27 protein-coding genes are annotated in these 25,009 nt (G+C 59.7%); 15 read left to right on the plus strand and 12 right to left on the minus strand.

Annotated elements, in window-relative coordinates:
* Window positions 1-71 precede the first annotated feature (71 nt).
* Window positions 72-1,127, plus strand: a complete 1,056-nt coding sequence (locus N675_RS04395; protein ID WP_038038245.1) for a threonine aldolase family protein — start codon at window positions 72-74, stop codon at window positions 1,125-1,127.
* 132 nt (window positions 1,128-1,259) lie between these two features.
* Here N675_RS04395 and N675_RS04400 read toward each other — a convergent pair whose 3' ends face one another.
* Together N675_RS04400 and N675_RS13545 are read right to left on the minus strand one after the other, a co-directional pair.
* Complete coding sequence (locus N675_RS04400; protein WP_038038246.1) at window positions 1,260-1,769, minus strand: DinB family protein; 510 nt, start codon at window positions 1,767-1,769, stop codon at window positions 1,260-1,262.
* 179 nt (window positions 1,770-1,948) lie between these two features.
* Window positions 1,949-3,547 (minus strand): lysozyme family protein, encoded by a 1,599-nt coding sequence (locus tag N675_RS13545; protein WP_051914143.1) that lies wholly within the window; start codon window positions 3,545-3,547, stop codon window positions 1,949-1,951.
* Between the two features lie 403 nt (window positions 3,548-3,950).
* On the opposite strand from N675_RS13545, the gene N675_RS04410 reads away from it, so the two are divergent.
* On the plus strand, window positions 3,951-4,256 hold the full coding sequence (locus tag N675_RS04410) for a 4a-hydroxytetrahydrobiopterin dehydratase (RefSeq protein WP_038038248.1): 306 nt from the start codon (window positions 3,951-3,953) through the stop codon (window positions 4,254-4,256).
* Here N675_RS04410 and N675_RS04415 read toward each other — a convergent pair.
* Window positions 4,253-4,927 carry an HAD family hydrolase gene (locus tag N675_RS04415; RefSeq protein WP_038038249.1) on the minus strand — a complete coding sequence of 225 codons (675 nt, stop codon included), beginning with the start codon at window positions 4,925-4,927 and terminating at the stop codon, window positions 4,253-4,255. The two genes, N675_RS04410 and N675_RS04415, sit on opposite strands and share 4 nt — an antisense overlap.
* A gap of 128 nt (window positions 4,928-5,055) precedes the next feature.
* On the opposite strand from N675_RS04415, the gene N675_RS04420 reads away from it, so the two are divergent.
* The 5 genes from N675_RS04420 (at window position 5,056) to N675_RS04440 (ending at window position 9,496) form a co-directional block, all read left to right on the plus strand.
* Entirely contained in the window at window positions 5,056-5,457 is a 402-nt protein-coding gene (locus N675_RS04420; RefSeq protein WP_051914145.1) for a DUF2089 domain-containing protein, read from the plus strand.
* Window positions 5,454-6,878, plus strand: a complete 1,425-nt coding sequence (locus N675_RS04425; protein WP_038038251.1) for a DUF4097 family beta strand repeat-containing protein — start codon at window positions 5,454-5,456, stop codon at window positions 6,876-6,878. The genes N675_RS04420 and N675_RS04425 overlap by 4 nt, the downstream gene beginning before the upstream one ends.
* A gap of 43 nt (window positions 6,879-6,921) precedes the next feature.
* Window positions 6,922-7,131 carry a hypothetical protein gene (locus N675_RS04430; protein WP_038038252.1) on the plus strand — a complete coding sequence of 70 codons (210 nt, stop codon included), beginning with the start codon at window positions 6,922-6,924 and terminating at the stop codon, window positions 7,129-7,131.
* Window positions 7,132-7,201: 70 nt separating this feature from the next.
* Complete coding sequence (gene rmuC, locus N675_RS04435; RefSeq protein WP_038038253.1) at window positions 7,202-8,434, plus strand: DNA recombination protein RmuC; 1,233 nt, start codon at window positions 7,202-7,204, stop codon at window positions 8,432-8,434.
* A gap of 45 nt (window positions 8,435-8,479) precedes the next feature.
* The gene (locus N675_RS04440) at window positions 8,480-9,496 is read left to right on the plus strand and encodes a uroporphyrinogen decarboxylase family protein (RefSeq protein ID WP_038038254.1); all 1,017 of its coding nucleotides are present in this window, start codon (window positions 8,480-8,482) and stop codon (window positions 9,494-9,496) included.
* On the opposite strand, the gene N675_RS04445 is transcribed toward N675_RS04440, so the two are convergent.
* Complete coding sequence (locus N675_RS04445; RefSeq protein ID WP_038038255.1) at window positions 9,467-10,969, minus strand: aminotransferase class I/II-fold pyridoxal phosphate-dependent enzyme; 1,503 nt, start codon at window positions 10,967-10,969, stop codon at window positions 9,467-9,469. The two genes, N675_RS04440 and N675_RS04445, sit on opposite strands and share 30 nt — an antisense overlap.
* A gap of 177 nt (window positions 10,970-11,146) precedes the next feature.
* Here N675_RS04445 and N675_RS04450 point away from each other — a divergent pair, with 177 nt between their 5' ends.
* The 7 genes from N675_RS04450 (at window position 11,147) to N675_RS04480 (ending at window position 18,507) form a co-directional block, all read left to right on the plus strand.
* A complete protein-coding gene (locus tag N675_RS04450; RefSeq protein WP_038038256.1) occupies window positions 11,147-11,935 on the plus strand; it encodes a hypothetical protein in 789 nt (262 codons plus the stop codon).
* Between the two features lie 413 nt (window positions 11,936-12,348).
* A complete protein-coding gene (locus N675_RS04455) occupies window positions 12,349-12,891 on the plus strand; it encodes an OsmC family protein (protein WP_038038257.1) in 543 nt (180 codons plus the stop codon).
* 47 nt (window positions 12,892-12,938) lie between these two features.
* Window positions 12,939-13,841, plus strand: coding sequence for a sulfurtransferase (locus N675_RS04460; RefSeq protein WP_051914147.1), 903 nt, complete (start codon window positions 12,939-12,941; stop codon window positions 13,839-13,841).
* A 78-nt stretch (window positions 13,842-13,919) separates the two neighbouring features.
* A complete protein-coding gene (locus N675_RS04465; protein ID WP_038038258.1) occupies window positions 13,920-14,417 on the plus strand; it encodes a beta-class carbonic anhydrase in 498 nt (165 codons plus the stop codon).
* Between the two features lie 120 nt (window positions 14,418-14,537).
* On the plus strand, window positions 14,538-15,929 hold the full coding sequence (locus tag N675_RS04470; protein WP_038038260.1) for a selenium-binding family protein: 1,392 nt from the start codon (window positions 14,538-14,540) through the stop codon (window positions 15,927-15,929).
* A gap of 88 nt (window positions 15,930-16,017) precedes the next feature.
* Window positions 16,018-16,722 (plus strand): hypothetical protein, encoded by a 705-nt coding sequence (locus tag N675_RS04475; RefSeq protein WP_051914149.1) that lies wholly within the window; start codon window positions 16,018-16,020, stop codon window positions 16,720-16,722.
* 147 nt (window positions 16,723-16,869) lie between these two features.
* Window positions 16,870-18,507, plus strand: a complete 1,638-nt coding sequence (locus N675_RS04480) for a thiamine pyrophosphate-dependent enzyme (RefSeq protein WP_038038261.1) — start codon at window positions 16,870-16,872, stop codon at window positions 18,505-18,507.
* A gap of 121 nt (window positions 18,508-18,628) precedes the next feature.
* On the opposite strand, the gene N675_RS04485 is transcribed toward N675_RS04480, so the two are convergent.
* From N675_RS04485 to N675_RS04495, 4 genes are read right to left on the minus strand one after another with little or no spacing between them, the layout of a single operon-like run.
* Window positions 18,629-20,323: a cbb3-type cytochrome c oxidase subunit I gene (locus N675_RS04485; protein WP_038038262.1), complete on the minus strand. Its 1,695-nt coding sequence runs from the start codon at window positions 20,321-20,323 to the stop codon at window positions 18,629-18,631.
* A complete protein-coding gene (locus N675_RS04490; RefSeq protein WP_038038263.1) occupies window positions 20,320-20,787 on the minus strand; it encodes a cytochrome c oxidase subunit II in 468 nt (155 codons plus the stop codon). Before N675_RS04490 ends, N675_RS04485 begins: the two co-directional genes overlap by 4 nt.
* A gap of 3 nt (window positions 20,788-20,790) precedes the next feature.
* A complete protein-coding gene (locus tag N675_RS14260; RefSeq protein WP_156100816.1) occupies window positions 20,791-20,934 on the minus strand; it encodes a hypothetical protein in 144 nt (47 codons plus the stop codon).
* Window positions 20,921-21,151, minus strand: a complete 231-nt coding sequence (locus tag N675_RS04495; RefSeq protein ID WP_038038265.1) for a hypothetical protein — start codon at window positions 21,149-21,151, stop codon at window positions 20,921-20,923. The genes N675_RS14260 and N675_RS04495 overlap by 14 nt, the downstream gene beginning before the upstream one ends.
* Before the next feature lie 359 nt (window positions 21,152-21,510).
* On the opposite strand from N675_RS04495, the gene hemW reads away from it, so the two are divergent.
* Window positions 21,511-22,791, plus strand: coding sequence for a radical SAM family heme chaperone HemW (gene hemW / locus N675_RS04500; protein WP_081886860.1), 1,281 nt, complete (start codon window positions 21,511-21,513; stop codon window positions 22,789-22,791).
* 284 nt (window positions 22,792-23,075) lie between these two features.
* Here hemW and N675_RS04505 read toward each other — a convergent pair whose 3' ends face one another.
* The 4 genes from N675_RS04505 to N675_RS04520 all read right to left on the minus strand — a co-directional run bounded on the left by N675_RS04505 (window position 23,076) and on the right by N675_RS04520 (window position 24,744).
* Window positions 23,076-23,456 (minus strand): hypothetical protein, encoded by a 381-nt coding sequence (locus N675_RS04505; RefSeq protein WP_038038266.1) that lies wholly within the window; start codon window positions 23,454-23,456, stop codon window positions 23,076-23,078.
* Window positions 23,413-23,796, minus strand: a complete 384-nt coding sequence (locus tag N675_RS04510) for a hypothetical protein (RefSeq protein ID WP_038038267.1) — start codon at window positions 23,794-23,796, stop codon at window positions 23,413-23,415. The genes N675_RS04505 and N675_RS04510 overlap by 44 nt, the downstream gene beginning before the upstream one ends.
* A gap of 216 nt (window positions 23,797-24,012) precedes the next feature.
* Window positions 24,013-24,399 carry a hypothetical protein gene (locus N675_RS04515; protein WP_038038268.1) on the minus strand — a complete coding sequence of 129 codons (387 nt, stop codon included), beginning with the start codon at window positions 24,397-24,399 and terminating at the stop codon, window positions 24,013-24,015.
* 54 nt (window positions 24,400-24,453) lie between these two features.
* Complete coding sequence (locus tag N675_RS04520) at window positions 24,454-24,744, minus strand: hypothetical protein (RefSeq protein WP_038038269.1); 291 nt, start codon at window positions 24,742-24,744, stop codon at window positions 24,454-24,456.
* Between the last annotated feature and the right edge of the window lie 265 nt (window positions 24,745-25,009).

The following is a 25,009-nucleotide window of genomic DNA, read 5'->3' on the forward strand; positions in this document are numbered from 1 at the left end:
TCATCTGGAGTAGTATACGGGGCGCAAACGCGGTACCGTGACCGCGTCATCGATGGGAAAGGCAGGACGGTATGATTGACCTGTATAGCGATACGGTAACGCAACCAACACCGGAAATGCGCCGGGTGATGGCTGAGGCACCGGTTGGCGACGAGCAGCTTGGTGAAGATCCCTCAGTCAATCGGCTGCAGGACATGGTAGCGGCACTGACTGGCAAGGAGGCCGCGATCTTCCTTCCTTCTGGCACGATGTGTAACCTCATCGGCATCAAAGTCCATACGCAACCCGGTGATCGTGTCATTCTCGAACGGACTGCTCATCCGATGACGTCAGAAGCTGGCGGTGCTGGCCTGGTCTGCGGCGTCCTCACCGTTCCGCTCGACGGCGTCCGCGGCGTCTTTACGCCCGAGCAACTTGAGGCGGCTGCCTATCCCGGCGATGGCGTGCACACGCCACCTGTCACCCTTGTCTGCCTCGAGAACACCCACAATCGCGGCGGTGGCAAAGTCTGGCCGTTCGAGACGTTCAAGGCCGTGACTGACACAGCACATCGCCTTGGCTTGAAAGTCCACCTCGATGGTGCACGATTGCTCAACGCCGTCATCGCTTCCGGTATTCCTGCTCATGTCTGGAGCGCCAGCGTTGACACCGTTTGGATCGATCTCTCCAAAGGGCTCGGTTGCCCCGTTGGTGCCGTGCTTGCTGGCGACCGGGAGACGATCCAACGAGCGCGCCGCTACAAGCAGATGTTCGGTGGGGCAATGCGCCAGGCTGGCATTCTCGCTGCAGCGGGCATTTATGCCCTTGAGCATCACGTTGAGCGACTTGCCGAAGACCATGCAAATGCTCAACTCCTCGCTCGGGGCCTGGCTGAAATTCCAGGTATCCGCCTTAATCCTGCCGATGTTGAGACGAATATCGTAATCTTCGATGTTCGTGATACCGGGTGGACGGCGGACGAGCTGAATCAGGCCTTTATGGCGCGAGGCGTTCGCTGCAGTGTCTTTGGCCCGTACCTCCTTCGCGCGGTCACGCACCTGAACGTCTCACGGGCAGATATCGAGCGCGCCATCGAGATTATGCGAGAGGTTCTTGTTGGTCAGCGCTCGTCTTCGAGCTATGCCTAGCAGGCGATCCCTTCTCCGCGCTCGCTGCTGAGCTATCGCGGCAGTGATCGTGCGTGTGAACACCAGCGTGGGTGTGGACAACGCTTTTCGAACCCGGCATCCGTTTACGAGACGGGAATGCCGGGTTCGACTCTAGTTCTCTGTCAGTGTGATCACGCCCTCTTCCTCAGCATATGCCCAGAGGTCAAGTTCTGGTGGCGTGAAACCAAAAAGCGTCAACGCGGTTGCAAGCTGTGAGCGATGATCACAGCCATGGGCGATTGCCTGCCCAAGTATGACCCACGCCGGCAAGGATTGTGGCTGGGGAAGCCGTGCTGATCGCCGCAGGACACGTTGCTCCCCGTCCAGCGTTCGTGCAAGCTCAAGGAGCGCACTGCCCGATGCTGCAAGTGCCGCGCTGATCTCATCGAGTGTCGCATCTTCTGCGACAGTCGCCACTGGCTTCACTGTCGGAGCTGCGCTCGCAAGTACGCTCACGTAACGCGATTCTGCTGCCGCGATATGGACAAGTGTCGCACGCACACTGCCGTACAGTCCTGGTACTGCCTGGTCGAGTTGCTCAGGCGAGAGCTGCCGGCAGGCTTTGACCATTTCGATGTTGGCCCAGCGATTAAATTCGAAGAGTCGTTCAAGTGTGCTCATACCTTACCCCTCCACTCGCTGCCCACCGTCGCAGGTGGGAGCTGCCAAAGAGGAAGCGAGTGTATTCCCCGCTTGCTCTTTTGTCAATGGTCGCCGGTCGTTGCTGAGCCAGACATGGCGATAACAGCAGGAGCGCCTGGATTGTATCCAGGCGCTCCCCAGTAGTGCGGGCCAGTGGTCTAAGACGGCTGGTAGACCGCGACCCAATTTGCGTTGTTCAACCCAAGGGCCTGGAACGTATCCCAGGCGAGCTCAATCACCCACTTGCTTCGCCAGGCTGGGATGTCGCCGGGGCTCACCGTATCACCAATGGTGCACCAGAGTGCATGCCCGTTTGCAATCAGCAGCAGGCGCTGGCCCGGCCGGAAATCTGGATGCACGCAGTAGTACCCATTGGGATCAGGCTGTGCCCCGGGGGTTGCACCTCCCCAGCTGGCATACGATTGCAAGGTGCTGTCCCACCATTGCCGGGTGTAGTTCGGCGAGTAGAATGCCGCTTGCCCTTGACCAATCAGCCGATACGTCGTCGCGCTGGGCGGCTCACTCAAATGGGCGAAGCGAGCGCGATAGGCGTTAGCAGTCTGGCGCAAGGTATCGAGACTGACCGCAATCCCAGCGCGCTGGAGATAGGCTCCCCAGGCGGCATCGTCATCGCCGTTGCCACGGAGTGACGCCACGGTTTTCGCCGCGAGTTGCGCATTCGCCGTCGGGTCTTGGGCTGCATTACCGAGCGAAGCGGCTACGTCGCGTGGCAATCCCAGTAACCCGATGCCGTTGCCCGTCTGCGCAAGCGGATCGAAGTGGCTTGCAAGCTCAGCCAATGCCACAAAGCGATAGGGATCGAGTCCATTCGCCAGCGCTTGCGTGACCAGGACTTCTCCGGCTGGCACGTTCCGGGCGAGCGCCGCCAGGGTTGGATCGTCAGGTGTCTGTTCCTGCCGCCAGATCCGATAGTGGATCCCAACGTTCTCGGATGTCACCTGCCATCCTTGCGGGCTTGCGGGATTGTATGCCAGCACCCGACGTTCGAATGCTTGGATGAGCACGGTCGTCGGTTGGCCATTGATGTTCGTCTCAACCCAGTACGGATCGGTGAGTGGCAAGCCCGTCAACGTGACCCACGGGAGCGGCTGGGCTTGCATCCACTGCCAAAAGACATCCGCAACGTTGTGGCCAAGGGTCGGCTCGTACCAGCCAACTGTCACGCCATGATCTGGCACAGCATCGGAGTGCACGGTACCGTCGGCATCGAGCAGTGTGGTTACTGCCTGGCCAATGCGGTTTGGTTGCCGTCGCCCGGCCAGATCGTTGCCGACCGAAGCGAGGCGACCAAGCACAGCATAGGTCGGCGCTCGTGGATTGGCGCTCACATCGCCAGCGACCGGCACAGATGCTGGCTGGGCAGTAACGTAGAGCTGGTCGCCAACCTGGATTTGCCCGGAGAGCAAATCACGAACCAGCGAGGCAAGCTGCGCAGGACTGTTGTCCCCGTTCAAATCGAGACGTCCCTTGTCGAAGTAGTAGACTGTCCGAGCACCGCCTGGGGCCTCGCGGTATGGCTCTTTGCCAACTGCTCGGACGCTCGGACCAAGCAGCCATGGCTGCTTTCCTCCGTTGAATGCGTTCGCCCCATCAAGTTGAAACCACACAGCGCTGACCGATGGTGATATCCGGAGCGGGTCATATTGCCGATCGGCAGCGCGCACCGGTAAAGCTCCAAGGCTGGCGACAAGGAAGAGACAAGCGGCCAGCCGGAGCGCGCGTCGGAACCCCGTCACGATACCCCTTCCCTTGGCGCGTTCTTTTTGATCCCCCACTGTTGGGCGCTCGTTCGGCGGCCGCCATCACGCCCTATTGCGTTGTCTTGCTGTGTGATTCCATCTATCACACAGCGTTCGCTACTCTACTCATACGTGATGCTCTTGTCAAGGATGAATCGACTTCTCACACATCCATCACGAATACCTCAAGATCATGTTCTTGGGGTAAATCTCTCCGTTCTCCGAATATCGATCATCTATGACGAGCATATTCGAGGGGATGGTCAAATATGTGATAAGCATGCATTTTGCCGATCTAGTTGGCGATGTTGTCGCCTTTTGGTCCGCAGCCAGGCATACTTGCGCTGAGGCTATTCACCGTCGATGATCGGTCAACGCGTGTAGCGGAAAGGACACGGAGATGCCCCGCTTGTCAGACGAACAAATCGCCCAGGAGTTAGCGCAGTTACCGGACTGGGAATACGCGGACAATGCGTTGCGCCGGGAGTTCCGCTTTCGCACCTTCCGTGAGGCGATGGCATTCGTCAATGCGGTTGCCGACCTCGCGGAGGAGCTTCGGCATCATCCTGACATTACGATCACGTATAACCGCGTGCAGCTCGCGTTAACGAGCCACGATAGCGGTGGCGTGACGGAGCGCGACGTCAACTTCGTCAAGCAACTTGAGCAACGCCAGCTTTGGCATGTGCGATGGGGAGAAAGCTAGGGGTCACAGGCAAGCGCCGCGAGGTCGCGAATCGCTTCCCAGCTCAGGGTCGAGACGATGCGATCTGCTCCGAGCCCAGCACTGAACGTCCCGGCGCGGTCGACGGCCAGGCAGCGCATCTGGGCAGCTTTGGCTGCCTGGATACCTGCCGGTGTATCTTCAACAACGACGCAGGCAGTGGGAGGCAACTGTAGCCGCTGCGCCGCGAGAAGATAAGGTTCGGGGTCAGGCTTGCCGTACCGCACATCGTCTCCCGTGACCAGCACGTCGAGTTGAAGGCCATCGAGCAAGTGCTGTACCACCCACTCCGCTTCATGACGGCGTGCGCCGGTCACGATGCCAAGGTGCACTCCAGCCTGGGTGGCGCATTGCAGCGTCGCGGCAGCGTCGGGAAACAGCCGGAGCGCGCTGAGATGCTCGGCAAAGGCCCGGGCTTTTGCTGCAACGAGTTCCTCAACCAGCGTGTCATAGGTCGGGAGCCCTCGCGCGGCGAGGTAGTCGCGAAAGCTCGGGCGGTCAGGCCGCCCATACATCCAGCGGGTGTACTCCTCCCATGGCAGTGGACCGAGTCCCAGCGCCAGCAGCGCTGCATTACTGGCGGCGTAGTGTGCCTGTTCGCTATCGAGCAACGTTCCGTCCAGATCGAAGAGCACAGCCAGGGCGCAGCCCATCACCCCATCCTTCCCTTGCTCCAACTCTAGCGGGTTTCATTGCCGCAAGCAAAAATTGAAAATTTTCATCTTTTGATTGACATTGGACAGGAACTCTGCTATGCTTTTGCATGATAAAGGAGGTGCCAATGTTCCCTGCACCGACACAGTGCCCAACCTGTAACGAGCCCCTGCAGCTCCGTGAGCTTGCCTGCCCAAACTGCGGCACGGTTGTCCGCGGTCACTGGGCGCCGGGCCCGTTTGCTCGCCTCTCGCGCGATCAGCAAGCGTTCCTGCTCCTCTTCGTCCGCAGTCGCGGCAACCTCAGTGAGGTTGAACGAGCGCTGGGAGTTTCCTATCCCACCGTCCGCGCCAAGCTGGAAGAGGTCATCGATGCCTTGCGTGATGAACCGGCAGCCCAACCCCCGCGGCGGCCAAATCCCCGCCGCGAGGTGCTTGAACGTGTCGCCCGTGGCGAGCTCAGTCCCACCGAAGCTCTCGCGCTACTGCGTCAACAAAAGCCGGCTGAAGGACAAGGAGGTGAAGGATGACCGAGAACCAGCGTCAATCTTTTGCGATAGGCCATGCCTCACGGCTGTTTCTCCGCTTTGACCGTGCCCGCGTCGCCGTGCGCTGGGAGCCGGTTGATCAACTCATTGTCGAGCATGATCCAGACCTCCCTGTCCGCGTCGATGTTGGTGGCAGCGATATCACTGTTGTTGCTGAGCGGAATGATGGCGATGAACCTGAAGATTGGGGATGGGGATTAACCGGCGACTGGTGGGCTGGGCAACATCACCGGGCAACAAGTCGGCCTGGCCGCTTCACCGTCGGCGAGGGTGGCGTTCATGTCAGCCTCGGCCCTTTTGGTCACGTTGCAGTGACCGAGCAAGGTGTCGACGTCAAAGTTGAGACGCGGCTCGAAGCGCTCCGCGGCCTTGTCGATTGGCTCTTTGGCGGGTGGCGTGGCGGTGCCGAGCCTGTCGGACTCGTCCTCCGTGTTCCGCTTGCTGTCACCCAGCTGGAAGCACGTGGGAAACGTGGCACGCTTGTCCTCTCGAACCTCAACGGTGAGGCAACGTTGCATCTACGCTCTGGCGATCTCCTCGTCTCTGGTGGTCGCGGCCACATTACCGCGTCGCTTGGTTCGGGTGATGTCCAGGTTGTCGATCTTCAAGGAGATGTTGATGTCCAGGCTGGTTCTGGCGACATCACCCTGAGCGCAATTGATGGAGCGATTCACCTCAAGGGCGGCAGCGGTGATGTCATGATTGAGGGCGGATCTGGGGCAACACAGATCGCCTTTGGCTCTGGCGACGTGCGGTACATCGACCGTATAGCGTCGTCGCTTGTTATCCAAAGCGGCTCTGGCGATATTGACCTGCAAAGTGGACGCGCTCAGCAGACCTCAGTGCAACTCGGCAGCGGTGACATCATCAGCCGACTCTGGCTTGACGTTGGCCAGCACGAGTTCGTTACCGGAACTGGTGACGTCAAGATCAGCATCCCGCAAAACCTGCCAGCTCGCATTGAAGTCGTTGCCCGTGGTGATATCGACTCCGATATCCCTCTCGTAACAGTCGGCCAACGGGGACCACGCAGCATGTTTGGTCGGCGTATGGTCGGGAGTATCGGCACGGGCGAACCACGCGCTGAAATCCTCATCCGCTCAGGGCAGGGCGACGTAACGCTTCGCTGGCTTGCTTCTCGCGCTCCCTCATCTCCCGCGGCCGCGCCAGAGCCGCCCACACCACCGCAGCCCCAACCGGCCGATACACCGTCTGCGCCAGCCGAGCCGGCTGGCCCTACGGCATCGGCTGAACCAGCCGCAGCCACAACTCGTACCGCTGATACTGAAACCAGCGAACAGCGCATGTCGGAGCGAGCTGTGCTCGAGGCCCTTGCTCGGGGAGAAATCAGTGTTGCGGAAGCCGAAGAGTTACTGGAGTTACTGTCCCGCCGCTCAGAATAGACCATGTATTGTGCATATGTGGTAAGCAAAGGAAGAGAAGAAGATGCATCCGTGGATAGCCCAGGAACTGAGTCGTTTCCATCGCGAGCAGGTGCTTGCATATGCTGCCGCGGAGCGCCGAGCGCGGCAGCTCCCGCGGGCGCGCCCGCGTCATGTACGGCTCTGGATCGGCCTCGTGTTGCTGCGTCTGGGGTCTTGGCTCGTTGATGCGCCAGCTCCGGCTCTCCTGATGCCGTTACCGCCACGAGCCTAGTCTCGTTTTCCCTTCTCCTGCCCGGTGATCTATACTGCGTTGTGCCAGCGGGCAGGGGAAGGGGGCAGCAGTGACAGTCTCGCTTGGGGTTCTGGTAGTTCTTGTTATCCTCGTGCTTGCTGTTGGGTTCTTCCTTGGGCAGTTGCTGTCTCGCCGCCAGGCCACGTCGCTGCCATCTCCCTTGCCGGAAACAATTGCCCGTCTCGAAGCCGTCCAGAGTCAGCTTATGCCAACACTTGCTGCTCTCCGTGAAAGCGTTGGCGAAGTTCGGGGACGGCTTGATGACACGAGCCAGCGCCAACAAGCGCTTGAATCCACACTGCTCGCGATTCAAGAAAAACTGGTGACGCTGCAAAACAACGAAGAAGAGACGCGGCGCCGGCAGCAAGACATGGCGGCGATCCTCAGCCGCCTCGAGAACGCCAGCCAGCATCAACAGACGATCGTCTCTTCCCTGCAGAACTTGCACAACGTGCTGAGTGACGCGCAGTTGCGGCTGGCTGCGTTGCAGCGTGGTGAGCAGGAAACCCAACGTCGCCAGCAAGAGATGACGGAGACGCTCAGCCGGCTGGAAGCCGTTGTTGCAGGTGTGCGTTCTCGTGGCCTCGCGGGTGAGCGCATTCTCAAAGCAGTTCTCGAGGCACTCCCGCCAGACTATAAAGTTGTCGGGCAGAAGATTAATGGGCGTGAGGTCGAGTTAGCCTTTCGCCTTCCCAATGGCAAGTGCATTCCGATTGATTCCAAATGGATCGCGGCTCAGGAACTGGAGCGGCTTGCGACCTGCACTGATGACGTTGAGCGCGATAAGCTCGTCCGTGAGATCGAACGAGCTCTCGAGCGGAAAGTCGACGAGGTTGCGAGCTATCTTGATCCTGAGCTGACGATTGGCATCGGCATTGCTGCCGTTCCAGAGGCGGTGTATCAGTCGGTTGAGCGCGTTCATGCGCATGCCCTGCAACGTGGCGTGGTCATCATTGCGTATAGCATGGCCGTGCCTTATCTCCTCACCCTTCTCCAGCTCTGCATCCGGTTTCTACCGCGGAGCGATCTTGATCCTGCCCGCTTGAACGCGCTGATTCACCAGCTGAGTCAGGCGTTGATGCAGGTCGACAATGAACTGAACGGTCGCTTCTCTCGTGCGCTCACCCTCCTGCAGAATAGCCGCAATGATCTTCAACGCCACATCGCTGATGCGCAGGGCGCGCTGACCCGTCTCTCGCAGTCCACGAGCGCGCTGCTTGGTGAAGAGAACGCGTTGCTGCCTCCCCCGACATCATCGTCATCGCCCGAACTTCCGGCATAATCCTGCTGATAACGCAATGCGCTGCATACCGTGGAGGAAGTTCCAATGCCCACCGCGTTCGAGCGAATACAGGCAATAGTCGCCGGAGAACAGCTTGATCGTCCGCCGGTGAGTCTCTGGCGACACTTTCCGATTGTCGATCAGACGGCTGACGGTTTAGCTGCCGCAACACTCGCCTGGCAGCGTGCATTTGGCTTCGATCTCATCAAGCTTATGCCACCAGGGGATTACCCGACGATCGACTGGGGAGCGGAAAGTGTCTACCGTGGGAGTCCTGGCGGTACGCGGGAGACAACGCGCTTTCCTGTCACGACGCCAGAAGATTGGGCACGGCTGGCGAGCGTGCCGGTCGATCGGGGCATGTTTCGTGTTGTTATCGAAGCAGCTCGGTTAGTTCGTGCAGCGATTGGCGACAGCGTCCCAATCCTCCAGACGGTGTTCAGCCCGCTGACCGTTGCGGTGAAGCTCTCGGGTGGCCGTGTCTTTACCCACCTCCAGGAGCATCCTGACCTTGTCCGCCAAGGACTTGAGACAATAACTGCAGTAACTCGGGCATTTGTTGCGGCGACGCTTGATCGTGGGGCACATGGCCTCTTCTTTGCGACACAATGCGCAACAGCCGATGTCTTGTCCCGTGAAGCGTATGCGACATTCGGCGTGCCGTACGACCTCGCTGTTCTGGAGGCGGCAGCTGGCGCCTTTCCGGTGCTCCTCCACCTCCACGGCGCACAGCCGTTCCTTGATCTTGCTCGCGACTATCCTGTGCACATCGTGAATTGGCATGATCGGCGTGCTGGCCCGTCGCTTGCGGAGGGTGCGCAGCGAACTGGTCGCGCCGTTGCTGGCGGGATCGACGAGCGGGCGATCCTCTTCCTCCCGCCCACAGAGGCCGCTGCCCAAGCTCGTGACGCGGTCGCCCAGTGCGCCGGCCGTGGGCTGTTGGTTGCTCCTGGCTGTGTTATTCCGGTTGCTACCCCATGGGAAACCGTTCGCGCTGTCGTCACCGCCGTTCGCGGCAGAAACGACGGCGAATTACTCCGCCACGACGCGGATAGTGTGTAAGCGCGGATCGGCTGGCCCGCTGGCATACATGCCGGCGGCTCGGCCTGCTTCAAGATAGGCAATCGCCTCAGCAGTAATCAGCTCTCCCGGTGCAATCACCGGAATTCCCGGTGGATACGGCGTGACCGGCTCAGCAGCGATTCGCCCGATTGCTTCGCTGAGCGGCACAGCGACACTTGGCGCGAAGAAGGCTTCGCGGGGAGTAAGTGCGGGTGGGCATGCCGTTAACACCGCGCCGGTCGAGCGGAACGCTGCGAATGCTGATGCCCTGGCTGACGATGCTGGCCCTTGAGCCCGTGCCCATTCGGCGAGTCCACGCATGCCGTCGACCAGACGGTCGATGGTTTCCTGAGTATCGCCAAGCGAAATCACAAACATCACGCTTACGAGATCGCTCATCTCCACGGCAACACCAAAGCGCTCGCGGAGGACGCGTTCAGCCTCGTATCCCGTGATGCCAAGTCCCTGCACATCCACCAGAATGCGCGTTGGATCAAACGCTGCTCCTGGGCGATCAGCAATCAGCTCCGGCCCGTGTACCCACAAACCACGGATCTGTGCTAAAGCAACCCGGGCCTCAGCCGCTAAAGCCAGCACTCGATCGAGCAGTTCTTGCCCCTCGAGAACCATACGTCGACGGGCTGCATCAATTGATGCGTACAAGAACGCCGCAGGACTGGTCGTCTGCACCAGTTCAACACAAGGTCCAAGGTGGGCTCGCGTCACGCGCTCGCCCCGGCAGAGCAGGAGCGCTGCCTGCGTAATCCCCCCGAGGAGCTTGTGAATACTCGTTACTGCTGCATCAGCCCCAGCCTGGACCGCTGGTGTTGGCAACGCTGGGTGAAACGCAAAGTGTGGTCCCCAGGCCTCGTCGACATACAGTGGTACGCCTGCCTGCTGGCAGATGGCAGCGATTGCTGGCAGATCACTTGCCACACCGGTATAGGTCGGGCTGACAAGCATCACGGCTGTCGCGTCAGGATGCTCCGCCAGGGCTCTGGCGACGACCTCAGCTGGCATATCCAGCAAGAGGTTGGCTTCGGGGTGTAAGGCTGGTGTGAGGTAAACGGGCCGGGCGCCACTCAAAATGAGCCCGGCGAGCAACGATTTATGCAAGGCCCGTGTCACAATGAGCGGACGTCCTGGCCGAGCCAGGGCAAGCATAGCCGCGACATTGCCGGTCGTGCTGCCGTTGACGAGGAAGAGAGCATCATCAGCACCCCATGCTTCAGCTGCTAACTGCTCGGCCTGCCGCAGTGTTTCCGCTGTGAGATGCGTGTCATCAACACCGCCGGCGTGCGGGATATCCAGCGCCAATGCCTGCGCCCCAAACACTTTGGTTAACTCTGGAGGCGCACCGCGTCCTTGCTTATGCCCAGGCACCGAAAACGAGACAAGCTGCTGCTCCTGGAATGCTTGCCAGGCGGTAAAGTATGGCGCCTCGACTTGTGCTCGCGTTGCTGCTCGTGCCACTGCGCCAGCTGTCCTCCCGTCACGCCCATGCCCCATAATGGGGCTGCCAAGGCGATAGGTTTACCACAGATCGCGCGTTATACTCCAGCATAAAAGGCTAGACGGCGTCGCGTTGACGTGCCACAATTGCACAGTGAACGCCAACACGCCATGCGTGGCGAGTAGCGGAGTTCGGCAGTGGCAGAAGAACCGATCCGCGACGGGCAACCGACCGAAGACGATCTGTTTGAAGCGATTCAGCGTTTCTTGGCTGAGCAGACTGGCGATGAGCTCGATGCCGATCTGCGTGCTGCCTATGACGGTGCCCGCCATTTTGTGCAACAGCAACTCCAAGGGCGACCGGAGTTAGCACGCTTACTCCTTGCCCTCGAGCGCTTGATCGAAAGCGAATTTCCTGGCTTATTCACGGCTCCTGTCCGGTCTCGCTTGGCCGAGATGCTGTATACCTACGGCATTGCGCACCTGCTGCTTCTCCAGGGGCAGCGCATTCCCGCCTTGCCGATTACGCCCGAGTCCTATAGCGAGGCTGAGGACGAGGAAGAAGATGACGGAGGCGAGGCTCGGCCGCTCGTTATCTACGATCTGTGGTTCCCGCATGATGTTGCCCTCGAGCAGGCTGAAGATGGCTACTATCTCCATGTCAGCGACGGGCGCATCGACCTTGCCCTCTACCTTGGCGAAGAGCCGAACGAGCGTGGAGCGCTTACCGACTTGCTCAACCACCTCCGCTATGCCCGGGCGCATACGCCACCGGGTGAGCCGCTTGCGGAGTCTGACCGCATCACGCCAGTCCTGACGGTTGAGCTCGACTATAGTGGCTCCGAGTTGGTTGAAGCCAACGACCATGTCGATATCCTTTTCCTCGACCCTGATGGTGAGCCGATTGTCCGCATGCATGCGCGCGCAGCTGAGCTGCAGCTCATTGTTGAGGAACTCCAGGCAACGGGCCCTGACCGTGGCCTCTAACATCCAGTGTCCTCACCGGCCCAGGAGAGGCACCTGGGCCGGTTTGACGTTGTCGTAACATTCTCGCTATACTCGGGAATTGGCTGCTGCAGTGAGGGCGGAATGATGGCGACCATGCAGCTTACGATCGACAAGCAACTGCTTCACCTTAATGCCACGCGCGCATGGCTCGTACCGCCCTGCCCGCCGATGATTGGCGTCTTCTCCTTCTGGCCCCGTATCTGCAACTGTACCGGGCGCTGACCGTCGCCCTCTGGTGGGCGGGTCAGCGAACGTCGTGCCTGACGGGAGCGTCGGGCACTGTGCCATCCTGCACGGCTCGTGCACACGATGGCCAGTTTGCCTCGACATCTCGCTTTTGTCGCCGTTGTTTTGACACCCTGACACCAATGCAGAGGGAGGTTTGAAGGACGATGGCGCGCAACGGCAATGGCGAGCAGATCAAGGAGACCTTTGCTACGCTGGCTGAGGCGATCAAGGCCAATCCGCTCATGGCCGAAGGGCTGATGACGGTTCATACCCGCTGGATTGGCGGGACGCAGGTTGAAGGACATGTCCGGAATTTCCCACCGATGATTATCGACGAGCCGCCTGCCCTTGGTGGCCAGGATACTGGGCCAAATCCCGTGGAACTCTTGCTCCTCGCGCTCGGAGCCTGCCAGGAAATTACGTACAGCGTCTTAGCACATCAGCTGGGAATTCAGCTTGATGGCGTTGAGATTGATCTCACTGGCACGCTTGACTTACGGGGCTTCCTTGGGTTGGATCCGAATATTCGCCCTGGCTTTACCAAGATTGAAATGCGTGTCCGGCTGCAGAGCCCAGAGCCTGAGGAGCGGCTCCGCGAGCTTGCTGAACGGGTTGCTCGCGTCTGCCCGGTCGAAGACATGCTGACGCGCCCAGTACCGATCGCAACGCAACTCGAAATTACTCGTCCGGCTGTAGCAGCCGATTAGCGCACCAAGCGAAGCAACGAGGAAAGTCGAGAAGGAGGGAGGAAACAATGGCACAGGTACAGCTTGAGGTTGATCCGCGTATCGCCAACCGTGGCTATGCTCACCCTGAGGTGCTGGTGTCGACCGAGTGGGTTGCCGAGCACCTTGATGATCCCAATGTCCGTATCGTCGAGTCCGATGAGGACGTGCTGCTCTATGAGCTGGGTCACATCCCGGGTGCGGTCAAGATTGACTGGCATACGGACCTGCAAGATCCGTTGGTCCGTGACTTCATCGGCCCGGAGCAGTTCGCTCAGCTCATGAGCCGGCTCGGCATCACGCCGCAGACGCGCGTCGTCTTCTATGGTGATAAGAACAACTGGTGGGCCGCGTACGCCTACTGGTTCTTCCGCTACATGGGCCATGGCCCGCTCTCGATCATGGACGGTGGACGCAAGAAGTGGGAGGCCGAAGGACGCCCGCTCGTCCGCGAGGTGCCGAGCTACCCACCCACGGAGTATCCAGTGCCGACGCCGAATCCGGAATTGCGAGCGTTCCGCGACGAGGTGCTCGCTCACATCGGGTATCGGGGTCGCCAGAAGGTTGGTGAGGGTAAGCCGCTGGTCGATGTGCGCTCGCCAGGCGAGTACCGTGGTGAACTCCTCCACATGCCGGATTATCCGCAGGAGGGTGCGCTCCGTGGTGGCCACATCCCCGGCGCAGCCAATATTCCGTGGGCACAGGCAGTGCGCGAGGATGGCACCTTTAAGGATGCGGAAGAGCTGCGTCAGCTCTACCAGAGTCAAGGGGTGACTCCTGATAAGGATGTGATCGTCTACTGCCGCATCGGTGAGCGATCGTCACACACCTGGTTCGTGCTCCACGAGCTGCTTGGGTATCCAAAGGTCAAGAACTACGATGGCTCGTGGACAGAATGGGGCAACGCCGTTGGTCTGCCCATCGAGCGGTAACCGTGTCGTGAAGTCTCGGCCGGGCGGTTGACCTGTCCGGCACGCCCGGCCGAGCTATCGTCGGAAGGGAGAGGCACTGTGTCTGCAGTCTCCCAGTTCCTTGAGGCGAATGCACGCTATGCATCGTCGTTTGCCAAGGGCGATCTTGCCGCACCGCCAACCAAGCGCGTGGCGATTGTGACATGCATGGATGCTCGCCTTGATCCAGCGAAATTCCTTGGGCTTGAAGAAGGTGATGCGCACGTCATTCGCAACGCTGGCGGGCGCGTCACGGCTGATGTTCTCCGGTCCCTTATCATTTCCCAACAATTTCTGGGCACCCGTGAAATCCTCGTGATTCACCATACAGACTGCGGCATGCTGACCTTTACCGATGAGCAACTGCGTCAGCGGCTCCGTGAGCAGTTTGGCGTACCCGCCGACGATTGGGCCTTTCTGCCGTTTACCGATCTCGAACAGAGTGTCCGTGACGATATAGCGCTTATTCGGCGTTCGCCGTTCATTGTGCCGGAGACAACGGTTACGGGTTGGATCTATGATGTACGAACGGGGAAGCTCTTGCCAGTTGACCAGTGATCCTTGCCCTTGACAGTGGCAGCCTTGGTGAGGATGATACCACGTATCCAATGCACGCTTCGACGCATGCGTGGTGCTTCGCATCGCGTTTGAGCGGCAAAAGAAAAGGAGGGAGTCTCCATGGCAACGTGGCGCCCAGATCCAACCTTCTATCCGTCGCCTCGCTCGGCAATGAAAGCGCCGCCCGAAGAACTGGCCTATGTTGTCCGTCTCAATCCCAATGGCGATGGGCGGCCCGACGCCTTGTGCGTCGTTGATGTCAATCCACAGTCATCGACCTACAGCAAGATTGTGGCGACGGTCGAGATGCCATACACCGGTGGTGAGTTGCACCACTTTGGCTGGAATGCCTGCAGTTCGGCACTCTGCCCAAATGCCCCGCATCCGCATATTGAGCGTCGCTACCTCATCATCCCTGATATTCGCAGCTCGCACATCACCGTGATCGACACAAAACCTGATCCCTCAAACCCCAAGGTCGTGAAGGTGATCCAGCCGGAAGAGGTTGCTGACCGCGCTGGCTATTCGCGTGGTCATACCGTCCACTGTGGACCGGATGGCATTTACGTCAGTGCGCTTGGGTCACCTAATGGCGAGGGTCCAGGAGGCATCTTCGTGCTCGATCATGATTCATTCGATGTCCTGGGACGCTGGGAAATCGACCGTGGCGAGCAGTACCTTGCCTACGACTTCTGGTGGAACCTTGGCCATGACACGCTGGTCACCAGCGAGTGGGGTACCCCGAAGATGGTCGAGCACGGGGTTCAAGCTGACTTGCTGCTCAATGCGCAGTATGGCCATAAGCTCCACTTCTGGGACTTGCGCCGTCGCCGCGTGATCCAGACCGTTGATTTGGGGGCTGAGCACCAGATGGCGCTTGAGCTGCGCCCAGCGCATGATCCGACCAAGGCCTACGGATTTGTGAATACGGTAGTCAGTCTGCACGATCTCTCAGCGAACATCTTCCTCTGGTATCGTGAGAATGGCAAGTGGGCGGCACGCAAGGTTATTACGATTCCAGCCGAGCCAGCTGAAGAAGACCAGCTGCCACCCGTCCTCAAGCCATTCAAGGCGGTGCCGCCGCTGGTCACTGACATTGATCTCTCGCTCGATGACCGCTTCCTCTACGTCTCCTGCTGGGGCACTGGCGAGCTGCGTCAGTATGACGTCAGTGATCCATTCAATCCCAAGCTCACTGGTGTCGTCCAGATCGGCGGCATTGTCCGCCGGGCAGGACACCCTGCAGTCAATGGCCCGCTCAACGGCGCCCCGCAGATGGTTGAAATTAGCCGCGACGGCCGCCGAGTCTACGTCACGAACTCGCTTTACGCCGCGTGGGATGCCCAGTTCTATCCTGATGGCATCCGCGGGTGGATGGTGAAGATCGACGTGAATCCGGAGGGTGGCATCGCGCTCGATCCGAACTTCTTCATCGACTTCGGCGACCAGCGAGCGCATCAGGTGCGGCTCCAGGGCGGTGATGCATCGTCCGATTCCTACTGCTTCCCATAACGCATGGGGCAGTGATGGATGTCTGCTGCCCCGGGTATGGTGACGCCCGGGGCAGCGCTGTGTCTCTGGCTGAAAGGACGACCGAGCAATGAGCCCGCTCTGGCCCTGGCTTTCACTCATCTTCCTCGGAGCGTTTCACGGTGTAAATCCAGCGATGGGCTGGCTCTTCGCCGTTGCGCTTGGCCTGCAGGAACGGCGCACGCGTGCCGTCGTCGAAGCAATGGGGCCGATCGCGCTTGGCCACGCTCTCGCGATTGGTGTGGTTGCGGTCGTCGTTGGCGTGTTGCGAGTTGTTCTCCCCCAATGGCTCCTGCTTCTCTTCGGTGGCGTCGCGATCCTCGGTTTTGCTGCCTATAAGCTTGTGACGCGCTTCCGTCATCCGCGATGGGTTGGGTTCCGCGTTAAGCCGTACGAGCTCGTGATCTGGTCGGCCTTGATGGCAACGGCTCACGGCGCTGGCCTGATGCTCGTGCCGGTCATCGCCGCGCTCCGTGGCGGCCCAGCGCCTAATGTTGGTGGCCATGCAGCGCACCTCGTCCTCGCTGGCCAATCACTGGGCATGGCCCTACTCGCAGTTGTGGTGCATACAGTGGCGATGCTGGTCGTCATGGCGGCCGTTGCCCTCGTCGTCTACCACGAACTCGGTGTTGATATCCTGCGGAGTGCGTGGATCAATCTCGATTTCATCTGGCTCGCAGCGCTCGTTCTTGCTGGGGGCATTACCCTTGCGCTCGGGTTGTGGCCCGTTGTGCACGGTACCGCACACCTGTCAGTGCTCGGGCGCACAGGCTAAGCTCAGGGTAGAATAGCCCGGGTGCGTGACGCGCGCTGACCGAGCAATGCCCTGACCAATGGCGGTAGGGGCCCTGGGCGCAACGGCGCGCGATTGCGGCGCGGCGGGCACCATGTCATCCTACGGCGTCATTGGAAGGGGTGAACCATGCCGCGAATGACCGGCGGGCAGGCGCTTATTCAGCAGTTGCTTCGTGAGGGAGTCGATACCGTCTTTGGCCTCCCTGGTGTCCAGCTCGATGGTGCCTTTGATGCCTTGTATGAGGCTCGCGACCGCATCCGCGTGATCCACACGCGCCACGAACAGGCAACCTCCTACATGGCCGACGGCTATCATCGCACCACCGGGAAGATTGGGGCGTGTCTCGTCGTACCCGGACCGGGGTTGCTCAATGCCATGGCCGGTTTGTCAACGGCCTATGCTTGCAACTCCAAAGTGCTCTGTATTGCTGGTCAGATTCCCAGCGACCAGATCGGCAAAGGCCGGGGCATGCTGCATGAGATTCCCGATCAACTGAACGCTGTCCGCTCGGTTACGAAGTGGGCAGCACGAGCGATGCGCCCGGAAGAGGTGCCCGGTATTGTCCATCACGCTGTGCAGCAACTCCACACGGGCCGCCCGCGTCCTGTCGAAATCGAAGTCCCTCAGGACATACTGCTCATAGAAGGTGACATCACGTTGATTGATGAGCCGGTCCAGCCATCGTTACCTGAGCCTGATCCTGATGCGCTTGATCACGCTGCACGATTGCTTGGCCAGGCCGAACGCCCAATCATCTTCGCTGGCGGGGGTGTCGTTGCTGCCAACGCGAGCGAGGAATTGCAGGCGCTGGCCGAGATGCTTGAAGCTCCGGTGATCCTTTCGATGAACGGCAAAGGAGCGCTTTCGGATCGTCACTACTTAACGCAGGCGATGGTTGCTGCCTGGACGCTGTTGCCCAAGGCTGACGTGATCTTCGCCGTTGGCACGCGCTTTCTGCAGCCGGCAACGGCCGACTGGGGGCCGAAAGGACAGCCACTGATCCACCTTGATATCGACCCTGAGGAAATTGGTCGCAACTACCCGGCGACGGTTGGTATTGTCGCTGATGCGAAGCGCGGCCTGGCGGCGCTGCTCGAACGTGTTCCAGCGTATAACCGCAAGCGCGCGAGCCGTAAAGATGAACTGCTTGCGCTGAAGGAGCGCGTCCATGACCTCTTCTGGGAAGTGCAGCCCCAAGCGGCATTCGCACAAGCGCTCCGTGACGCGTTGCCCGAAGAGGGGATTCTGGTCAGTGAGAGCACGCAAGTCGGGTATTGGACCTGGCAGGCTTTCCCTGTCTATCAACCCCGAACCTTCTTGACTTCAGGGTACCAAGGGACCCTTGGCTACGGGTTTGCAACGGCCCTTGGGGCAAAGGTTGGCAACCCTGATCGTCCAGTTGTCTCGATTAATGGCGATGGCGGCTTCATGTACAACGTCCAGGAGTTGGCGACCGCTGTCCAGCACCACATCAATGTCGTCACTGTCGTGTTCAACGACAATGCCTATGGCAACGTGAAGCGGATTCAGAAGGAGCGCTTCAACGGCCATGTGATCGCTTCTGACCTTGTCAATCCTGACTTTGTGAAGTTAGCAGAAGCCTTCGGCGTCGAAGGCCGGCGTGTCACAACGCCCGATGCGCTCCGTCGCGCCCTGGAAGAGACGATCTCTGCCGACCACCCGGTACTCATTGAAGTCCCAGTCGGCGAAATGCCGAGTATCTGGCCAATCTTGTTGCGTGGGCAGCACGGTATCGTCGACTAGCAACGGCGTGTCCGCTGCGTGGTCGGACAGGCGTTGCCGGCGCAGGTGCCGGTGCCATCGGAGAAGCAGCGGGTCGGAGGATGCCCCGACCCGCTGCTGACCGCCGAGCGCATGTGCAGCGTTAGTAGACCTTAACCGGTGGCGAGACGGGATGAAGTGGCAGATAGGTCAGTAGGAACGGCCCATAGGCTAGCACGACAAGGGCAACAGCAAGGCCGAACCAGAGGCCAAGGCGGTCAAATCCTGCCCAGGTTTCCTCTGGTCCGTGAACATAATCAGTCTGCGGGATGGTGACCGGCTCAGCTAACGGCGCACCAGCCAGGACCGTGCCGAGTGTCACAACGAAGAAGAGTAGGCCGCTGATTCCAAGGATTGTTCCACCGATTGCTGTGAGCCAGTTCGCCAGATCCCAGTGAAAGAGGTGGAGATAGGTCGCGTTGCCGATCATCGTGCGGCGTGGCTCGCCGGTCAGTCCGCCAACGAACTGGCCGTTCGAGAAGAGGAACATGCCGATAGCCCACAGCCAGGCTTGCCAGCGAGCGAGTCCTGGCCAGGCAAGTTGCCGCCCAGTGAAATAGGGAACGAGCCAGTAGCAGACGCCAATGATCGTCAGGGCAACAGCCGTACCAACGGTCAAGTGGAAGTGCGCTGGGATATACGCCGTGTTGTGAACAACCAGGTTCAGCGTGTAGCTCGCGTTGACAATACCGGTTGCCCCACCGATCACGAACAGCAGCATTGCCAGGAGTTGTGCGGTCACGCTCGGATTGTCCCAGGGCAAGGTGCGAATCCAGCCGAGCAGTCCCTTGCCGCCACGTGCTCGCCCGCCTGATTCCAGCGCCGCCCCGACGGTAAAAGCGGTAATGAAACTGCCCGCTGCAACGAAGAAGGTGAGGCTCATTTGCAGTGCCTTGACGAAAATTGGGATGCCTGGATCAAGGAACTGGTGATGGACGCCGACCGGCGTTGAGAACAGCAGGAAGATAATGAACGCCAGTCGCCCCAGCGCATCGCTCGGCAGCCGCCCCCCAACCTGCTTGGGGATCATGACATACCAGGAGACATACGCCGGCAGAAGCCAAAAGTAGACGATGGCGTGACCGGTATACCAGAAGAGCGTTCGCGTAAACTCCGGATCAATGGTCTCGACCCAGCCAAGTGACCAGGGGAGCAGGAAGAAGATTACCTCGACCGCAACGCCGAGCGAGGCGAGATCCCACATAAGGTAGGTCATGATCGATATATAGGCGAGAAGAGGAATGCGCTCGCCGGGATGCTCCCGTCGCCAGGCTCGCAAGGTCAAGAGCTGGTTAGCCGAAACCAGCCAGGTTGAGACGACCAGGAGTGCGGCGCCGAGATAGAACAGGGGACTGGCTGGCAACGGTGCATAGAAGGTGTAGAGCACAGTCGCCTGATCCGTGAACATGGTATAGCCGGCAAGTAGCGCGCCCAGCAGAAGCGTCACAAACGAGAGTTGGAGCAGCCACGTGCTTGCCAGCGGACGATTGAATCCTTTAATCGTCGTCAGCGAAAGGAAACTGTTGGCAAAGGCAAAGGTAAACAGAAACGCCAGGAGAACGCCATGAATCGTCAGCCCCTGGTAGTAATACGCACGGCCCATGATCGGCGTTGGGTAGAGATCGAGTCCAATGCGATTGAGCGCCTGCAGGATGCCATAGAAGCCGCCGATGGCAAGACCGACGAGTCCGATGACGAGTTGTCCAGCGATTGGCCAGCGCTGGTTTGCTGCAATTTCGAGCGCGCCAACCGCGCCACTGCCGCCGCGTGCCGCAGCAACTGCCGCCGTCCCGCTCATCGCACCACCACCTTCCCGTACATCGTCTGGTGGCCGAACCCGCAGTATTCGTTGCAGAGGAAAACGTAGTCCCCTGGCTTCGTAAAGTGCGCCGTAACCTTTGTCACTTCACCAGGAACGACCATGGCATTGACATCAGTGCCAGTGAGCTCGAACCCGTGTGTGACATCAGGCGAAGAGACAAGGAACGTCACTGTGGAACCAACCGGCACCGTAATTTCATTGGGATTAAACTGCCACGCCTGCGCAATAATGACCGCTTCGTAGGTGTTCGGCCCGGTTTGGCGCAACCCCGGCTGGTTAAACGGCGGGGTTTGGCGGAGCGTGCGAGCGTCCACACGCTCGACCGGTGCGGGAAGGCGTACGCGCGTTAGAGCAACGCTGATGCCAATGGCTGCTTGGAAGCCAAGGAGAACAGCGACGGCGACGATCAGGAACATGCGCTCATAGCGGTCGAGCTTCATTGCTCACCCCCGCTGAATCAGCAAGAGCAACACTGCGCCCCAGGTTCCAAGGATGATGAACAGAAAGAGCAGGGATAAAAACAACGTGCCGACCGGGCGGGTTTCCTCCCCGTCCGATCGGCGAGCCGAGGGATCAGTCGTGGCCATGGCTCCCTCCTTCGCCAAGTTGCCGGTCAACGGCCTCGACCGCTTGACGCCAGACAAGCAGTGCGGCGGCAATGATAAGCAGTGCAACACCACCGAGCAAGAGTGTTCGCGGTGTCGCTCCGCCGCTCAGTATCACCAGTGCACTGTGAAGGAAGACCACTGCACTGATCCCTCCAGCCACAAGGAGTCCGATCCAGAGCAGAAATAGCCGATTCATTGCTTATCCTCCCGCCAGCGCCGATTTCGTCAGGAGTTGCGCTGGCCTTCTAGCAAAAGCCTAGAATGCGCCGGATGCCTACGCCTCACCCCGGAGGAGAGTTTTTCCCTACCCGTTTGGGTAGGAGCATTGTGCGGAAGTTATTGGACACGGCTGCTGTCCGCGCTCCTCGCGCACGCTGATCTGTGTGAAGTTGGGCGCACGAGCCGGGTTCGCTCGAGATCAGCGCTCTCTCGTCGAGAGGGTAAGGAGAAGACGAACGAGGCAATGGGCGGACTATCGTGTGCTGCGTGTGTCGTAACACCGTCGAGCACGTCAAAAAGAGGTTGCTCAGGCATACTTGCATGAAGAGATGCTGCATGATCTCGTCGCATTGCCGCTTGCTCATGGTGAAAGCTGAAAATCAAATGCTGACCCGCGCGCCATTGCCAGACGATGCACCGCTTGGCTGCTATATCCACATCCCCTTCTGTACCCGCATCTGCCCCTACTGCGATTTCACTGTCTATCGGGCACGGGGGGCACCGATCGAGCAGTACGTTGATGCTGTCATCCGTGAGCTTACGCTGACAGCTGAGCACTACGGTTGCCTGCCAATCGCGACCGTCTACTTCGGTGGCGGGACGCCGTCACTGCTTCCTCCTCAAACAGTTGGGAACATCCTTGACACCGTCGCCCGCTACTTCCAGCTCTTGCCTGGCGCAGAAATAAGCCTTGAGGCAAATCCGGAATCGGCACAAGTGGAGAACTTGCGCGGCTATCGCGCAGCAGGAGTAAACCGGCTGAGCATTGGCGTGCAGTCGTTTCAGCGCCGGGGACTCAAGATATTGGGCCGAGCGCATACACCGGAGACGCCGCGGCAGGCTGTTCAGGCTGCAAGGGCGGCAGGCTTTGCCAATGTCAACCTCGATTTCATCTATGGCTGGCCAGGCCAGACCCCGGCTGAATGGGCTGATGACCTTGCCCAGGCACTCGCCCTTGAGCCAGAGCACCTGTCGCTCTATGCGCTCACCATCGAGCCTGGCACGCCGTTTGCCCGCGGTGTCGCGCGTGGCGTGATCCGTCCACTCGACGACGATACGGTCGCTGACTTCGCGGAACTGGCGATCGATAGACTGGCTACTGCTGGCTGGGAGCAGTACGAGATTTCAAATTGGGCGAGCGAACCGCAATTCCGCTCACGCCATAACCAGCTGTATTGGCAAAACGGCCGTTACCTCGGCATTGGCGTCGGTGCCCATGGCTATCTCGGCACCGTGCGGTATCGCAACACGCGTCGGCTCGACCGTTACATAGCGATGCTCGCCGAAGGTCGCTTGCCAGTGGCCGAACAAGAGGAGATCGATCACCAGACGGCGATGGCCGAAACCATGATGTTGGGGTTGCGGCTGGTGCAGGACGGAGTAGATGCTGCGGCGTTTGCCGTTCGGCATGGCAGTGCACTTGAGAGCGTCTACGGTCCTGTGCTGCATGAACTTGCGGAGCTTGGGTTGCTAGAGTGGGATGGACGGTGTGCACGGCTGACCCGTCGCGGCATCTTGCTTGCCAACGAAGTAGCCGTGCACTTTCTACCAGAGCAACTGCCGACTGCTGTTGCTACGAGCGCGCGGGGATCGTCCAGCGAAAAGCAGCCTGTCTGACTGGATCGCGGGGACGTCTGGCAGACAACAGGAGCAGGGTGTTTCTCACCTGGCTGCATGCGAAACCAACAAGGCTGCCCTTCTGACAGCAGGAAGTTGGGCGTGAGAGCCGCTGACCTGCGTGCAGCGCGACAAGCGCGAGGGACAGGGGGTGGCGATGGAAGAAGCGTTCGTGTTGCCAACACGACGTCGACAGCCAGGAAGAGCCCAGACATTCCGGGTGGTGCCTGGTGTACTCCCCGGACTAGTGCAGCAATGCGGCAAAAGATGTTCCCTTCGTGACGCTACTCTGACCCGCGTTGGGCAGCCTGACGAGCGTGCTGCCAATACCATCGTCCCCTCAGGAGCACAACTGCCCAGATGAGGAGCATAGTGACAAGCCGGAGTAAGGATAGGTGCGTGGTAAGCTCTTGGGGAAGCGGGCCGGGCTGGAGTAGCCCTCGCAGACAAGCGATTCTTGCGGGACAAGCCAGAAGCAGGAATGACACTGTCCCGAAGACAAACCACCCCTCGACGAGAAACGTCAGCAGCAAGCGCCACCATGTCCGACGCGGCGCAGCTCGCACGTTACCCCAAAACGGTGTGCCAAACCAGAGTGAAAGGCCAAAGGTGAGCAGGCATTCACTGAAGACGATCAACCAGGCGAGACGCACGACGAACGCCATCGGCAGCCCCTTTCCAGGATCGGACCAGTGGTGAGACAGCCGGAATGACAGCCGTGCGAAGGAGCATCACGCTCTCGGATACACTCCAGAGCGTCAGGCAGAACGTAAGAGAAACCAAAACCGGATCCGGTAAGGAGCCCCGCAAGATGGTGCGAAAAACAACATCGGGTGAGCCGAAGAACAGGAGTTGGGCGAAAAGGAGAAGTAACCAGAGGATACCGTCCAAACGGGCAAGTCCGGGAGGCTGTGAGGGCCACCAGCCAGTTACGAGCCGAACTATACTGAACGTTACGAGCAGCGCCACATCGAAAAGCCAGAGCCGCGTAATCAGGAAGTCCATACCCATTCTCCGTTTGTGTCAGGTCGCGTCAAACGAAATTGTATAGCACTCTCTGCGCCGTAGTAACACTGAGGCGCACAGCAGCGAGTGGCGAGCAGGTAGGTCAACTGAGCCAGTACCGTTGGCTTTGGCCTGGTCGACAGCCGGGCTAGACGTGTACGCCAGGATTCAGAAGTCAGCCGAAGCTCTCTATCGTATGGTTCGTTGCTCGCCATGTCACGTCGCTCCCTGGGCATCCTTCTGCAACGGAATTCGCCGGGCACGCCGCCATATGAGCACGAGCAAGACCGCCACATATGCAAACAGCATAACGAGGCGAATAATGGCAGCGGTGCTGGTCAACAAGGGCGGTAGTGGTCCCGGATGGAGAAGGGCCAGGAAGCAGGCCGTCCGTGAAGAGCAATCGAGCAGGAGCCAGAAGATGCTGGAATACCCGAACCAAAGCATGAGGAGAAGAGTGGTGAGGCGTTGCCACACTTCCCGTCGCGGCAAGGCACGAGGGATAAACCGAGCCGGTTCCCTCCATTGAAAGAGCAAGAGATACGTCATCAGCAGATATTCGCTGAAGAGGAGTACCCATGCAAGCCGGACCACAAGCGACATCGTCCATCTCCTTTGAGTTTAGCTAGACCGTGCTGCAGCGCTGGTGTGCCTCCCTCACCGCCGATCGCTGGCACCCGGTCGCCAGCGCAACACTGCCTCGAACGCCAGGGTGAGCAGAAAGAGCACCAGGCTCCACGCCAGCGCCCGGCGCCAGGCGAAGGGTTCCAGGTGGCCGGTCTGCGTGACAGCGAGCAGGCTACCGAACAGCAGCGCCGTGCCGCCGATGAGGACGAGGGTACGCCAGGTCAGCGGGCGAGGAGGCTGGCGCTGGCTGACCAGGGCGTAGGCTAGGATGATTAGGAATGGGAAAGCGATCAGGAGCAGGTTCATGATGTTGCTGATCATCACTCACTCCTTTTCGTGTTCACTTATGGGAGGCAAGATAGACAATTGCAACCGGCTGAAATAGAACATTCACTAGCTGCGGTAAGGCATGAACCAACGACCTCGGGGCAGCAAGCAAAGGCAAGCGGACTCCCTGTAACACAGCAAATGAAAATGCCAGCACAAAGTGCATCTAAGGCTATGCACGTCACACATACAGGACAACAAGTGTCCGCGACTGAGAGAACCGGTTCATCCACTTGTTGATGCTGAAGTAATAAGGCTA

Source organism: Thermorudis peleae, assembly GCF_000744775.1.
Taxonomy (GTDB): domain Bacteria; phylum Chloroflexota; class Chloroflexia; order Thermomicrobiales; family Thermomicrobiaceae; genus Thermorudis; species Thermorudis peleae.